The following is a 13155-nucleotide window of genomic DNA, read 5'->3' as shown; positions in this document are numbered from 1 at the left end:
AGGAATGACAAATACACCGGAACAAACCTACTCAGCACTGAAAAACAGGTTTAAATGGATCCCGCATCGCGTGCGGGGTGACAATGGTGCTGTTGGCAAATGTCGTAGAGCAGGGTAAACCTGGAGCCGCTGCAGGAAAGCCACACCGTACGTATGACAAGTACACCGAAACAAACCTACTCAGCACTGAAAAACAGGTTTAAATGGATCCCGCATCGCGTGCGGGATGACAACGGAGTTGTTGTTGGAGGTGTGGTAGAGCTGGGTAAACCTGGAGCCGCTGCAGGAAAGCGACACTTTACGTGTAGTAAATACGCCGGCTCAAACATACTTCTTGCTTTCATGATATATAGAGCGATTTCTGACGAAGTGTCATGTATTTCTCCATTCATACAAGTCCACACTATCGCTATCCCGCACTTGATGCGGGATCTTCGAACAGGCCACACCGTTAGTATGAGCTGCACTGCGAATTGACACTCTCTGAAGGTATTCCATAGAGGAGGGGGCACTCCATAACCTTTTCGCGGAAGCCCACCCATTTGGGATGCACAACCCTTGTTAAAGCTTTTACCATTATTGCTGATCATCAGAGGGCGTGGACGATCGGTTAAGCTACTTTATTACTAGAAACTGGGCTAATATCCACTCATGTCAGTATCATAGCGAGAAAATAATGTCTGAACTCTATCATTGGTTCGATTTACTTGGTGTCATGGTTTTTGCCATTTCGGGTACTTTGATTGCTTATAGCAAGCATATGGATGGGTTTGGTGTTGTGGTGCTCGCGACTGTCACAGGCATAGGTGGGGGCACAATTCGTGATGTCATTCTTGATGTACCTGTATTTTGGTTACATGATCCTAGCTATTTTATTGCGATATTCTCGGCGGTAGCAGTCAGTATCTGGACGCTCAATCGGAGAAAGCAGATCCCAACTTTATATCTGCAAGTAGCGGATGCTTTTGGTTTAGCTTTCTTCGCGGTGATGGGGGTCCAAAAAGCCCTCAATATTGGTATGCCAGATACTACGGCGGTGATCATGGGAGTACTGACAGGGTGTTTTGGCGGTGTGATCAGAGATGTATTGGCCAGAGAAATACCGCTGTTGTTAAAAGGAGAGTTGTACGCTATCACCTGTATTTTGGGTGGGATCGTTTATACTCAACTCATAGACTTTAATTTATCAACAGAGGTTGTCATGCTGCTTGCAATGGCCACTACGCTGTTTGCCCGTCTGGCAGCCATGCGTTGGCACATTGTATTGCATGTCTTTAACTACAAAGATTAAACAAAGGACAAGGAATGTCACTAGCGAGAATACTTACACGGGCTCAGGTTGGTATTGAATCTCCTGTTGTAACAGTCGAAGTACACCTTAGCAATGGGCTGCCGAGTTTTAATATTGTAGGCTTGCCCGAAACATCCGTTAAAGAATCAAAAGAGCGCGTGCGCTCCGCGCTGCATAATTCAAGATTTATATTTCCAGATCAACGTATTACGGTGAATTTGGCGCCAGCCGACCTGCCAAAACAGGGAGGACGGTACGACCTGGCGATTGCCATCGGTATTTTGGTGGCATCGGGGCAGCTCAATGAGCAAACAACGCAAGGTTGTGAGTTTTACGGCGAATTGGCACTTAATGGTGAAATTAGACCTGTCACTGCAATTATTCCCGTTGTGATGGCTGCCAAAAATGAGCGGCATAAGTGCTACATTCCAGATCAAAATGTCGCTATGGCTAAACTGGTCGAGTATGAGCACTGCGTCGCTGCAAATACACTCCAAGGACTTTGGTTAGACCTAAGTGGTCAGGCTCAACTCCCTTCCATTGATTGTGCTAAAGTAACATCTGCTGACAGCGCGCACGTGTGCTTTATGGATATGAGTGATGTCAAAGGGCAGCCTATGGCAAAGCGGGCGCTCGAAATTGCCGCGGCTGGCGGGCACAATATTTTGTTTCTGGGTCCTCCAGGTACGGGGAAGTCTATGCTGGCGCAACGAATGCCGAGTATTATGCCAAAAATGAGTGTGGAACAAGCGCTGCAAACGGCGGCCGTTTACTCTTTGACTGGTAAACAACTGGATCACCATAATTGGCGTAACAGGCCTTTTCGTGCGCCTCACCATACTTGTTCAGCTGTGGCTTTGGTGGGCGGGTCTTCAAACCCCAAGCCCGGAGAAATCTCCTTAGCGCACAATGGTGTTCTGTTTTTGGATGAGCTGCCTGAATATGAGCGGAAGGTGCTGGACTCGTTGAGAGAGCCTATGGAAACGGGGTTAGTGACCATTTCACGTGCCGCACAACAGGTCGATTTTCCCGCTTCATTTCAGTTGATTGCGGCGCTTAATCCGAGCCCCACGGGCTGCCATACTGATAAAAGAGCCTCTCCTGATCAGGTGCTGAGATATCTGAGTAAGATATCAGGTCCTTTTGTTGACCGTATCGATTTGCAAATTGAGTTACCCCGGTTAAGTACGCAGGAACTACAATCTACAAGGCAGGAAGTGACAAGTGAAGTGATCCGCAACAGGGTGGAGGCTGCATTCGAAATTGCCCTGAAGCGCCAGGGGAAGGCTAATGCCAGGCTCTCGACTCGGGAAATAGAGCAATACTGTGTCCTTAACCCGGAGGTTGCTCAGCTGCTTGCCAGAGCCACTGAGAAGCTTAATCTGTCTCCTCGCTCCTATCATCGTATTATTAAGGTTGCCAGAACGATTGCAGATTTGGCACAGCGTGGAGATATTACGGTACCCGATTTGAAAGAAGCGCTCAGCTATCGGGCATTTGAACGGCTACTGGGGCAGTTGACTTACCGCTGAAGCGGTTAGGTTGACAGCATATAGCCTTTGCCGCGTACAGTGACTATCCGCTTTTGTTCTTTTTCGTCACCCAGCTTTTTACGAAGCCGACCAATGAGCACATCCACTGTTCTGTCACTTGGGCTCCAGTCTGGTTGGCCAATGTCTTCCGAAATTTTTGCGCGTGACGTCGCCTTACCAGCATTCGCAATCAGGCAAATAAGTACTTTATGCTCTGCTTCAGTGAGTCGAGCTTCTTCGCCTTGAGGGTTGATGAGCGTACGATTATCCGGGTGCAACTTGAAGTCTGCATATTCAATGAACTCCTCAGACTCGTCCTCTGCTTTAGTGCCTGCAATACGTTTGTAGAGGGCACGCATGCGTAGTTCAAGTTCCAGAAGATCAACAGGTTTACAGACATAGTCGTCCGCGCCCTGAGCCAAGCCTGCAATACGGTCAGCTTGCGTATCTCGACTGGATAACATGATCACACCAATGTCAGTCAATGTATTGAGCTCTTTGGCGAGGTTAAGGCCGTCTGTTGCGGGCAATACAACATCTACAATGGCCATATCAAATGGTGTGCCGTCATTGATTTTGCTATGAACGAGCTGCAATGCCTGTGCACCGGTATTATCCAGTGTGAGCTGAAATTCAGTATCAGCAAAATGGTTCGAGATCCTTTTTGCCAGTAGGTCATCATCTTCCACCAGAAGCACGTTAATGTTCATAGCACCATAACTTTATCAATAAATCACTTATATATTAGCACTGAGAAAACTGGGCTGAGAAGGGTAAGTTGATTATTTTCAAATAAAAAACAATTTAAATGAAACTTTAGTATGAGGCATGTAAGTGAATAAAAATGTGGTATTTATGAGAAATCATACAGTTGAATGGGTTTTATAAAAAAAGGCAGCACCTAAGTGCTGCCTTGATTGTTATTTACCATAAAGGTGCAACCACCACTGAGGTTGATCTTTCAGGTGTTTATCAAAGTATGCCAACATGGTATCCCACCACTGAAAGCGACGATCACGGGCGAATATCTGGTGATCCGCTCCTTTTATTTCAATCAGCTCCACATCCTGACCAAGCAGTTTTAGCGCGGTATACATAGTGTGGCTTTCACCAACAGGCACGTTTACATCGGCATCGCCATGTAACAACAACAAAGGTGTCTTTACTTTGTCGGCATGAAAGACTGGACTATGTTGAGAGTACAGCCTCGGGTTATTCCATGGGAAGCTGTGTTTTGATGCTTCACCTGAATAAAGGTAGCCCCACCAACCCTGACCCCAGTATGAGGTAATGTTGGAGATACCTGCATGTGAAATAGAGGCACTGAACATGTCTGTCTTGGTGGTTAGCAACATTGTCATGAAGCCGCCGTAAGAGGCGCCTAGATTGCCCAAGCGATTCTTGTCGACAAATGAATACTCATTAAGAAAAGCCTTGGTACCTTTGATAATGTCATCAGCTGTTTGTTCACCCCAAGCATTGACATGCTGCGCGGAGAACGCTTGGCCAAATCCGGTTGCTCCTGTCGGTTGCAGAACATAAACCACGTAGCCATTGGCTGCCCACAAGTTAAATGGATATCGACCAGTGAACGCTCTGGAAACCGGTGAAGTACCACCATAGTAATAAATCAATGCTGGGTATTGCTTTGACTTGTCCAGATTATGAGGCAGGTAAACCCGGCCTTTGATCTCGGTGCCCTGGCTATTGGTGAAGTTAAACTCTTCCAGCTTTGCAATCTCGCTATTTGCATATGCCAGTGGCGCCGAATCCCATAAGGTTCGAGCACGGTTCTTATATATGTTGATCTGCTTGAGTTGTTGAGGTGCAGAAGCTTGTGTGCCTGTTACCAGCATTGCTGGTTTACGGCTATCTGCCACACTGAAACGCTCAACCACATCTAAACCGGTTTTTAGTCGTGTGAACCTGTCTTTGCTGACATCATAGAGATAGAGTTGCTGGCGATCTTCATCAGTGACTTTGGCAATTACATCACCATTGTTTAGAACTTCGATGGAGCCGATGGCGGGATCAAACTGCTTGCTGAGCGCTTTTGCCTGAGTCCCTTGTTTGTCTAACCAGTATAACTGGCCATCATAGTTGTTCGACAGCTGATTTTTATCGACCGTTCTGCCAAGCCCATTTTTAAAGTCAGGGCCCGCAGTCACGTAGATACCTTTCGCGCCGTATTTGGCACTGTTGATGCTACGATACTGGCCCAGCACCTTGCTGGAGCCTTGTGAAAGGTCGTACTCAACTAGCTCTGAGAGCATATGTGGCGGTGCCGAGTAGTCTTGCAAAGCACGAGTGGTGAGTATGTGATTGTTTTGTCCATCGTAATCTTCGAGGGTATGGCTGTGTTTCCCCTCTGTGACCGCCTGTATCATGCCTGTTGCGATATCAAGCAGATAGATTTGTGTGTTGGTACGGGCATATGACCAGCGGTCTTCCAGGCCCTGATAGTGCTTTACAAGTGCTTTGTCATCTTCTGGGGATTTGGACCAGCTAAATATCAAACTTGTGTCGTTAAAGTAGGCGAACCCGCTTGCACCGGCCAGATCTTCAGCAATCACCCGGGACTTTAAAGTCGCAATATCCAATAACTTTAGCTGACCATTCTGGCTATAAACTACTTGCTCGCCATCCTCACGCCAGGCTAATGAGCTGGCATTGACCCCGTCGAGTGTGAACACCACTTTATCGTCTTCATTGTAAACAGTTGTGCTGGTCAGTGCCTGGTTGCCACGATTACTCTGGTAGTGCTTTTGTGTTGTCACATAATGTTTTGCATTAGGTGCAAAGGAAATGGCGCTGAGAACCGGGGCGTCAAAGAGTTGTTTAGCGGACAGGGAGCGGGTGGGTTTATCGGTAAACAGGAGCGTATCATGGTCGGTTTTACCGTTGAATTCTACAGCTACTTTTTTCCAGTCGTCAGCTTGCTCAACAACGATAATGACCTGGTGGTCACCGGTCGGTAAGTTGAGTGACGAGGTCATTTTGTCAGAGTGGCGCTCACCATTGACAAAAATATGTGCCTTCTCTATGCCACTCAATACCAACTCACCCTGTACAAAGCGGCTGACAGAAAACTCCATTTTCATCGCTTGCAGACCACCCATGGTCAACGCTTTGACCTCTGAAAGCGACTGCCATTTGGCGTCAATACCCAACATAGATATGGCTTTTTCGGAACCCGATAAACTGGGGATCAGGTTTGCAATGATGGTTTTTTGATGTGCGGTATTGTAGGGCTTAATTGTACTGGCCTGACCCAGTGGGCCTATAAATTGAATATCTTGCTTGTCGATTGGAGCAGCACTCAGAGAGGTACTCAGGGCTGACAACAGCAGCAAAGCAGCCGATCTTAACTTCATAGTTTGCGCCTATTGTGGGTAAATTGGACGTATACTATAACATAGACTTTGCGCTTCTCATCCTGGCGTGAGGTTAACTTCTCAACACTTTATGGATTTGAATTGATCATTCTCTGCCAGGAGTGGATCCAGCGTATGAACTCGGGTAATGCTTTAGGGCGGCTGATCAGGTATCCCTGCATCAGCAGGCTATATTTGTATTTTTCCAGATACTGCAATTCTTCTATTCTCTCTATGCCCTCCGCCACAATGTCCATTTGCTGGTTTTGCGCAATGTCAATCAGGCTATCAACCAACACCTGAGAGAAGCGATCTGACTCAATATACGTAATGAGTGAACGATCCAGTTTGATTTCAGTAAATGGCAGGTTTTTTAGCTGCTGTAAATTGGTAAACCCTGTGCCAAAATCATCAAGTGACAAGTCGAATCCACGTAACCTGAGCCGGTTAATGGTTTCGAGTTGCAGGTTACTGACAATAGGTTGGTTCTCCGTGATTTCAATGATCACCTCTTTTGGCTCAAGGCGATTGAGTTCCAGGATCAGGGCAAGTTTGTCGGGACACCCGCTGTCATTGAGCTGCACAGGTGAGAGGTTAAAAGCGAGTTTGAAAGGATAGTTGAGCTCCGCTCTGAGTTTCTGGAACTCTTTGGTCGCTTTTTCAAATAGCTGAAAGGTGACCAAATTGATCAAATCCAGATCCTGAGCAACGCCGATAAAACGATGGGGTAAAAGTGTTTCACCGTGCTGGTGAGATACGATACGCGCAAGTACCTCAACGCTTTTAATCTTTTTACTACCGCGGTGCACTTTAGGTTGGTAAAACGGCGTGATCTCATTATTGCTGATGGCATACAGGAGTTGCTCTTCTGTCACACAGGGATCTTCAGGAGCATCCCCACCAATAAAGCTATCCAGTTTTTTCAGTAGCCTGTCGACATCATTGAGCTGGACAGGTTTGGAAATGTTACCAATCAGATGCGTGTTGTGTTGTCGAGCAAGATTCGCTGCCAGATCCATGACCCGGGTTTCCATCTCAGAGATTATGACGATCCCACCTGGGTATCTGAGCTCGCCTAACTTGCGGATGAGCTCCATACCGTCCATATCAGGCATGTTGAGATCCGTAAAAACGGCGTCATATTGCAGTGGTGTTTGTCTCACCAGCTCCAGAGCCTGAGGCGCGCTGGACACAGTCGTAACATAGTCTACCTCCAGCTCTGCCAAAATGGCTTTCATTACGACCAAAATGGCCTGAGAGTCATCTACGACGAGAACGTGCTTAGCCTGATGTTGCATAACGCTATCCTTAGTATGGAACCCAAGTCTAAGTCTAGTACATTGGTTATAGAACGCACATGACAGACGCTCTACTTCATGAAAATATTGTGCTACTCAGGCCGATAGCGGGGTCCGGCAGGGCTAGGTACTTGCGTATAAAAAATGCGTATAATGGGCACACTGTATGTTTATTTACGAGTCATCATGACCCGCATTGAATTTCCATTAGCAGGCTATCAGGTGTCTGTATTAGTGAATCGCCAGGAGATCCTCCAAGTATATCAGGATCAGCAATGCCTGGCACACGAGCCAACAGACGATCGGCAATACTTAGTGGCAGTCGATGGCCATCAACTACGCCTGGATCCAAGCCGCTTACCAGAAGGGCTGCTGGCGATTGCCGTTGATAACGAGCCCTGGCAATGGCTCGAAGTGCCTGTCCAGCAACGTGATAACAAAGGCAGCTGGTTTGGCCTGGCGGCTTTAGGTTTTAAGCTGCTGAAAAGTGCCAGTGTAGTTAAGGCTGCACTAGCTGGCGCATCTTTGGCTGGTTATGCCTGGCTGTTTTCCTGGCAATTTGCTGTCATGCTGTTGGCGTGTCTTGTCATTCATGAATACGGCCATATTCGTGCAATGCGTTACTTCGGATTAAAAACAAAAGGAATATACTTAATCCCATTTGTTGGTGGATTGGCTGTAAGTGAAGACAAACTTACTACGCGTTGGCAGAATGTGATTATTTCATTGATGGGCCCTGCTTTTGGTTTATTGGCCTCTCTGGTGGCGGTTGTACTGTACTATGTTACCGGGCTGGAAATATTCGCAGGCGTCGCCGTGCTGAGTGCGTTGTTAAACTTATTTAATATGCTACCGATTGTGCCTCTGGATGGCGGTCATGTACTGAAAAGTATCAGTTTCTCTATGCGCTCCTGGGCCGGGTTACTTGTTTGTCTGGCAGGGATCCTGCTGGGTGTGGTGATCAGCTATACCTTTGGTCTGATGTTGCTGGTGTTCTTTTTGGTGATTGGTACGATAGATATTTTGCTGGAGTGGCGTAGTCGTCATCAGGCGCATTTAATCCCGTTGGACCGGTATGGGCAGATTGTGTCAACGGCGCTTTACGTAATTGTCTCTGGCGGTTTAATTGCCGTTATGTGGCACTTCGCAGACGCTGATAGCGTGTTACTGAGCTTACCCATCAAAGTGCTGTCAAACTAGCCGCTTGCCGGTCAGCGTTGTGACCGGCATATCTGTGGGGTTAAGCCAGGGTCAGCAGAAGTGCTATGACAATCCCACTGACCAGCAGCTGGATCAGACAAAACCCCATAATATCCTTTGCCTTTAAACCAGCAATGGCCAGTACAGGAAGTGCCCAAAATGGTTGTATCAGGTTGGTCCAGGCATCTCCCCAGGCGACGGCCATCGCAACACGCGCAATGTCAGCTCCTAACTCTTGTGCGGCCGGGATCACTATGGGTGCCTGAACGGCCCATTGTCCACCACCAGAAGGTACAAAAATATTGACCAACCCGGCACTGAGAAAGCTCCACAATGGCAGAGTTGTGCTGGTACTGATCTCGACAAAGCCACTGGAGATCTGTTGTGCCAGCCCGGTTTTGACCATCACGGCCATGATCCCCGCATAAAAGGGAAACTGGATCACAATACCTGCGCCCCCCTTGATCGCTTCTTGTAAGCTGTTTAGTAGATTGGCAGGTGTACGATGTAGCAAGATGGCCAAAAACAAAAATAGTGCTATAACACTATTGAGATTAAGTGTGCCACCGGCGACAAAAAAATAATGCAGCAGATAACCGCATCCCAATAACCCTATCAGGGTACCAACCAGTGTACTATGCTCAAGCCGCTCAGCTGGGGTTGGTGAAGCCGGGGGGCTCTGTGGTTCAGGTTGTACTAGTTTTTCAGGGTTAACGATGATCTGCGCTTCGGTTGGCGGCAGCATAAAACGGTTAAGCAACGGCATGACCACAACAAGTGTACCTAAAATAAGCAGATTAAACGGTGCAAACAGAGTCTGACCTGTGCCCAGAATACCTATCTGCGCTTCAGCAAAGTGCCCTGGAGTCGCGATGGTCAACGGTACCGAACCTGCCAGCCCGCCGTGCCAGACAATAAACCCGGAGTAAGCACTGGCGACCAGTAGTCGATAATCTACAGCAACCTGGCGCGCGAGTGCTTTGGCGAACAAAGCACCGACCACCAGGCCAAAACCCCAGTTGAGCCAGCTGGCCAGCATGGCAACCAGAGTGACCAGCATAATGGCCTGGGCAGGTGTACGAGCAAAAGTCGCTAATTTATTTAACGCCATGACACAAGGGCGGGTACTGGCTAACATATAGCCACAGACTAAGATCAGTAACATCTGCATGGCAAATTGCAGCAGGTTCCAGAATCCTTGTCCCCAGATGGAGAGTGCCTCTGTCGGCGTTGTGGGAGTGAGCATGCTGGCAAGAGTGAGTACCAGCAGAGTCAGCAGGCAGACAAAAATATAAGGGTCGGGTAAATAGCGCTCGACCAGTCGGCTGAGTGGCTGTGTTATACGGTTTAGCATGACAAATTCCCATTGAATGTGCGCGACAAACAGCCTCTTGATTTAGTGATTTAATTCACTAAAAGTTAGTCAATTAAGCTATATTAACGGCTGAGTGAGTCGCATGTTTTTTGTATTTTATTGATTATTAAGTGTTTATAATTTTGGCACAGAACGTGTAACAGATAAATCATACGGTTGAATTGTCTGCGCGTCACTATTCAACTGCGCAGTTAAATCTAAAAAAGAGAGGTCTTTATGGCAGGACAGGGTTCAGGAGGCAATGTAATTGCCGCGATATGTAATGTGTTTTTTCCGGGCTTAGGTCAATTGGTGCAGGGACGTTTACTGGCAGCTCTGATTTTTGCAGTCATCTGTGTTGGCGGATATGCACTTTGGTGGTTAGTAGTGCCAGCAGTGTTGGCGGCAATCGTGCAATTATGGTCGATCATTGATGCCGCTAAATACCGTTCTTCAGACTGATAAAATGGCCAGCCACAGGCTCAGTGAGACGACACTTAACAGCGTAGATAACACTACGCTACCTGCGCTCACCGCTTGTTGCACTGATAATTGACGCGCGACCAGGTAAGCGTTGATACCAAGTGGCGCTGCGCTCATCAAGGTGACAACCTGGCGCTGCAGTGGTTCCAGCATCAGCAGGGTAGCTGTCAGATAAACACCTAGTGGCAATATCAACAGCTTGACTGTACTGAGTATCAGCGCGGGAAACCACACCGGACGAAACCCATATTGGACCAGACTGGCACCCAATACAAACAGGGCGCCTGCAATGGCTGGTTTTGCAAACCAGTCCATGCCGCTGAGCAGTAATGTCGGGATAGGCAATTTCAGCAGGTTGGCTATCAATCCAAGGCTGATGCTCAGTACAACTGGGTTCAGAAAGAGCGGCTTTAGCCACGTCATACCGCGGGTGTCTTTTTCTCGTGCCAGCATAAAGGTGAGAGAAAACAGCGCTGCGCTGTGCAAAGGGATGATCATAAATACCATTGCCGCGGCCTGCTCACCCAGTGCAGCCAGGATCACTGGGAGTCCCACAACCACTGTATTAGAGTAAGTGCCATTGAGAGCACTAAGCGCAGCTTCTTTAATGGTACATTTTCTGTAAAGTTGCATGATGCCAACGATGAGCAAATAGATGACACAGACTGGTAAGTAAAAGGCCAGTAGCAGCCTGGCTGATGCAATATCTGACAGCTCGGCGCGATACATACTTAAAAATAGCAGTACAGGGATCGCCAGATTAAAAATATAGAAGCGGATCCCATCTAATTGTGCGGGCGAAATAAACTGGGTGCGGGCAGAGATGAACCCACAGGTGACAACAAAAATCAGCGGAAACAGAATATCAATGAAAGTCACGGGGTACTCGCCAGTTGCGAACGATTATGGATCAGAGTGAAGCGCGTATTATACGGGTTTATCTGAGCTAAACAATGCACTGTCGCGCAGTTAGGGTATACTTACTTAGGTGTCTAATCATAACTTGAAGTAAGTATGGAGTATCAATTTATTCGCGATCCGATTGCTGGATTTCGCGTCAAAATGTCAGCTGAGCATGAGCTGGTTGGCCGTTGGTTGAATGATGAGCTTGCCCATGAAGAAGTGCCCGCATTTGTTGCACAACTCGAAGCGTTAAAAATCAGTCGGGATGAGCTTTGTCTTGAAGGGCGTGAAGTGCGGCTGACCGTCTCACACCAGGAAGCATTATTTGAAGCCCACGATTTATACCATGAGCAATCAGATGCGCTATCCGTTTTCAGTGATGACGCATTGTCTCTGGAAGAATATGGTCTGAGTGCCGGTTGCGGCTTCGAAGATTTCGAAGCCTTGCTGCTCGACTGGCAGGAGTTTATCCGCCGTCGTCGCTAGCTCGTCTCTCGCTGAGGCGGCGTTCCATATAGTTGTTCTGCCCGGTTAAATAACACCCAGGATGTAAGAATATACTTATCATTAGAGCGCGGCATGTTACCCCGATGCGTATGTGTAAAGTAGGCAGGGGCAATCACCATGGAACCTTGTTTTGGCTTAATCAGCTTATTTTGATAATGAAATTCGGTTTCGCCGCCTTCCTCTACATCGTTGAGATAAAACATAAACAAGAGTACGCGGTGCAATGCTTCGTTGTGTTGTAGTTGCGGGTAAACTTCACTGTGCCAATAGGGGTAACCGCCTTTGTTGATTGGGTAACGCTGAGCCTGAATTGACCCTAAACGAAACAATTGTTGGGTTAAAATAGGTAATTGCGGTTTACCCACTTCCTCAAAGTTATCAACAGTTAAATTCACTGGCTTGCCAGTTTTCGGGTGGAATACACTCAGCCCGAACGCGCCGATCATCATGAAAAAGTGTTCTTCAATATAATCGAACAGGTATTTTGACGTGGTTTGTTGAATGTGTGTTAATTGCTGAGCATAATCCGGGTATTGATTTAAATACAGATCCTGACTGACTTTCTTACTGAGATCGATACCGCCTGAGGTTGTACCCTGCGCCAGGTGGGGGCTGTTATCAAAAGTCTGAATAAACTGCTGGCAGAATTCGGGACTCAGTGCATTTTCATAAATGCGAATAAAATCAGTCATGTTGATATCCAAAATTGGTTAGAATTATTATGTTGTCAGAAACTCTCATGCCCCGTTTTAGTGAAACGGACGTCCTCGGACACATCAACAATACCGTACTCCCGGTATGGTTTGAAGCGGCGCGCACCCCTATTTTCAAAATTTTTACACCGGATCTTAATCCACATCAATGGAAGCTGATTGTTGCCAAAGTGGAAGTGACCTTTAAAGGGGAGCTGTTTTACGGACAACAAGTTGAAGTTAAAACTGCAATTGAGAAGATTGGTAACAGCTCTTTTGTGATCCTTCAGCAGGCCTGGCAGCACGGGGAGTGCTGCGCAGAAGGGCGCACAGTAATGGTGCGTTATGATTTTGCAAACAAAACCTCTCAGGCGCTGAACGACAGGGAAAAAACTGAACTGGCTGCCTACGCGCTCTAGATTTCACGCGCCATCTGACTCAACGATTCGCTGTCTTGCGTTGCCTGAAACTGGTGTCCAATGGCTGCGGAGATACAGGGTTTCACCACCAATTCATGTCAG

The 13155-nt window shown here is 47.4% G+C and carries 12 protein-coding genes; 6 read left to right on the top strand and 6 right to left on the bottom strand.

Translation table 11 applies throughout. The features are described 5' to 3' along the window. Positions 1 to 676 precede the first annotated feature (676 nt). Complete coding sequence (locus CWB99_RS22770) at positions 677 to 1291, top strand: trimeric intracellular cation channel family protein (protein ID WP_138551606.1); 615 nt, start codon at positions 677 to 679, stop codon at positions 1289 to 1291. A gap of 14 nt (positions 1292 to 1305) precedes the next feature. Beyond that, positions 1306 to 2823 (top strand): YifB family Mg chelatase-like AAA ATPase, encoded by a 1518-nt coding sequence (locus CWB99_RS22765; RefSeq protein WP_138551605.1) that lies wholly within the window; start codon positions 1306 to 1308, stop codon positions 2821 to 2823. Between the two features lie 5 nt (positions 2824 to 2828). Here CWB99_RS22765 and CWB99_RS22760 read toward each other — a convergent pair whose 3' ends face one another. From CWB99_RS22760 to CWB99_RS22750, 3 genes are all read right to left on the bottom strand, one after another. Further along, positions 2829 to 3533 carry a response regulator transcription factor gene (locus CWB99_RS22760; protein ID WP_138551604.1) on the bottom strand — a complete coding sequence of 235 codons (705 nt, stop codon included), beginning with the start codon at positions 3531 to 3533 and terminating at the stop codon, positions 2829 to 2831. A 210-nt stretch (positions 3534 to 3743) separates the two neighbouring features. Further along, positions 3744 to 6197: an alpha/beta hydrolase family protein gene (locus CWB99_RS22755; protein ID WP_138551603.1), complete on the bottom strand. Its 2454-nt coding sequence runs from the start codon at positions 6195 to 6197 to the stop codon at positions 3744 to 3746. Positions 6198 to 6286: 89 nt separating this feature from the next. Next, a complete protein-coding gene (locus tag CWB99_RS22750; protein ID WP_138551602.1) occupies positions 6287 to 7495 on the bottom strand; it encodes an EAL domain-containing response regulator in 1209 nt (402 codons plus the stop codon). Between the two features lie 186 nt (positions 7496 to 7681). Between CWB99_RS22750 and CWB99_RS22745 the strand changes: the two genes are divergently transcribed. After that, positions 7682 to 8695, top strand: a complete 1014-nt coding sequence (locus CWB99_RS22745; RefSeq protein ID WP_138551601.1) for a site-2 protease family protein — start codon at positions 7682 to 7684, stop codon at positions 8693 to 8695. A gap of 40 nt (positions 8696 to 8735) precedes the next feature. On the opposite strand, the gene CWB99_RS22740 is transcribed toward CWB99_RS22745, so the two are convergent. Continuing rightward, entirely contained in the window at positions 8736 to 10049 is a 1314-nt protein-coding gene (locus CWB99_RS22740; RefSeq protein ID WP_138551600.1) for a short-chain fatty acid transporter, read from the bottom strand. 237 nt (positions 10050 to 10286) lie between these two features. On the opposite strand from CWB99_RS22740, the gene CWB99_RS22735 reads away from it, so the two are divergent. Next, on the top strand, positions 10287 to 10511 hold the full coding sequence (locus CWB99_RS22735; RefSeq protein ID WP_054014253.1) for a hypothetical protein: 225 nt from the start codon (positions 10287 to 10289) through the stop codon (positions 10509 to 10511). On the opposite strand, the gene CWB99_RS22730 is transcribed toward CWB99_RS22735, so the two are convergent. After that, positions 10503 to 11411, bottom strand: a complete 909-nt coding sequence (locus tag CWB99_RS22730) for an AEC family transporter (protein WP_138551599.1) — start codon at positions 11409 to 11411, stop codon at positions 10503 to 10505. The genes CWB99_RS22735 and CWB99_RS22730 overlap by 9 nt on opposite strands. Positions 11412 to 11546: 135 nt before the next feature. On the opposite strand from CWB99_RS22730, the gene CWB99_RS22725 reads away from it, so the two are divergent. Next, positions 11547 to 11921 carry a YacL family protein gene (locus CWB99_RS22725; protein ID WP_138551598.1) on the top strand — a complete coding sequence of 125 codons (375 nt, stop codon included), beginning with the start codon at positions 11547 to 11549 and terminating at the stop codon, positions 11919 to 11921. On the opposite strand, the gene CWB99_RS22720 is transcribed toward CWB99_RS22725, so the two are convergent. Next, on the bottom strand, positions 11918 to 12634 hold the full coding sequence (locus tag CWB99_RS22720; RefSeq protein ID WP_138551597.1) for a 2OG-Fe(II) oxygenase: 717 nt from the start codon (positions 12632 to 12634) through the stop codon (positions 11918 to 11920). The genes CWB99_RS22725 and CWB99_RS22720 overlap by 4 nt on opposite strands. 29 nt (positions 12635 to 12663) lie before the next feature. On the opposite strand from CWB99_RS22720, the gene CWB99_RS22715 reads away from it, so the two are divergent. Further along, positions 12664 to 13053 (top strand): acyl-CoA thioesterase, encoded by a 390-nt coding sequence (locus CWB99_RS22715; protein WP_138551596.1) that lies wholly within the window; start codon positions 12664 to 12666, stop codon positions 13051 to 13053. The last annotated feature ends 102 nt before the right edge of the window (positions 13054 to 13155 follow it).

This window comes from Pseudoalteromonas rubra (assembly GCF_005887095.1).
In the GTDB taxonomy this organism is placed as follows: Bacteria; Pseudomonadota; Gammaproteobacteria; order Enterobacterales; family Alteromonadaceae; genus Pseudoalteromonas; species Pseudoalteromonas rubra_E.
This window is presented reverse-complemented; position numbering and strand designations above follow the sequence as displayed.

Bases quoted from the DNA above. Each gene is read 5' to 3' on its own strand.
- CWB99_RS22720 (WP_138551597.1), bottom strand. From the start codon at position 12,634: ATGACTGATTTTATTCGCATTTATGAAAATGCACTGAGTCCCGAATTC.
- CWB99_RS22715 (WP_138551596.1), top strand. From the start codon at position 12,664: ATGTTGTCAGAAACTCTCATGCCCCGTTTTAGTGAAACGGACGTCCTC.
- CWB99_RS22770 (WP_138551606.1), top strand. From the start codon at position 677: ATGTCTGAACTCTATCATTGGTTCGATTTACTTGGTGTCATGGTTTTT.
- CWB99_RS22750 (WP_138551602.1), bottom strand. From the start codon at position 7,495: ATGCAACATCAGGCTAAGCACGTTCTCGTCGTAGATGACTCTCAGGCC.
- CWB99_RS22740 (WP_138551600.1), bottom strand. From the start codon at position 10,049: ATGCTAAACCGTATAACACAGCCACTCAGCCGACTGGTCGAGCGCTAT.
- CWB99_RS22725 (WP_138551598.1), top strand. From the start codon at position 11,547: ATGGAGTATCAATTTATTCGCGATCCGATTGCTGGATTTCGCGTCAAA.
- CWB99_RS22755 (WP_138551603.1), bottom strand. From the start codon at position 6,197: ATGAAGTTAAGATCGGCTGCTTTGCTGCTGTTGTCAGCCCTGAGTACC.
- CWB99_RS22760 (WP_138551604.1), bottom strand. From the start codon at position 3,533: ATGAACATTAACGTGCTTCTGGTGGAAGATGATGACCTACTGGCAAAA.
- CWB99_RS22745 (WP_138551601.1), top strand. From the start codon at position 7,682: ATGACCCGCATTGAATTTCCATTAGCAGGCTATCAGGTGTCTGTATTA.
- CWB99_RS22765 (WP_138551605.1), top strand. From the start codon at position 1,306: ATGTCACTAGCGAGAATACTTACACGGGCTCAGGTTGGTATTGAATCT.
- CWB99_RS22735 (WP_054014253.1), top strand. From the start codon at position 10,287: ATGGCAGGACAGGGTTCAGGAGGCAATGTAATTGCCGCGATATGTAAT.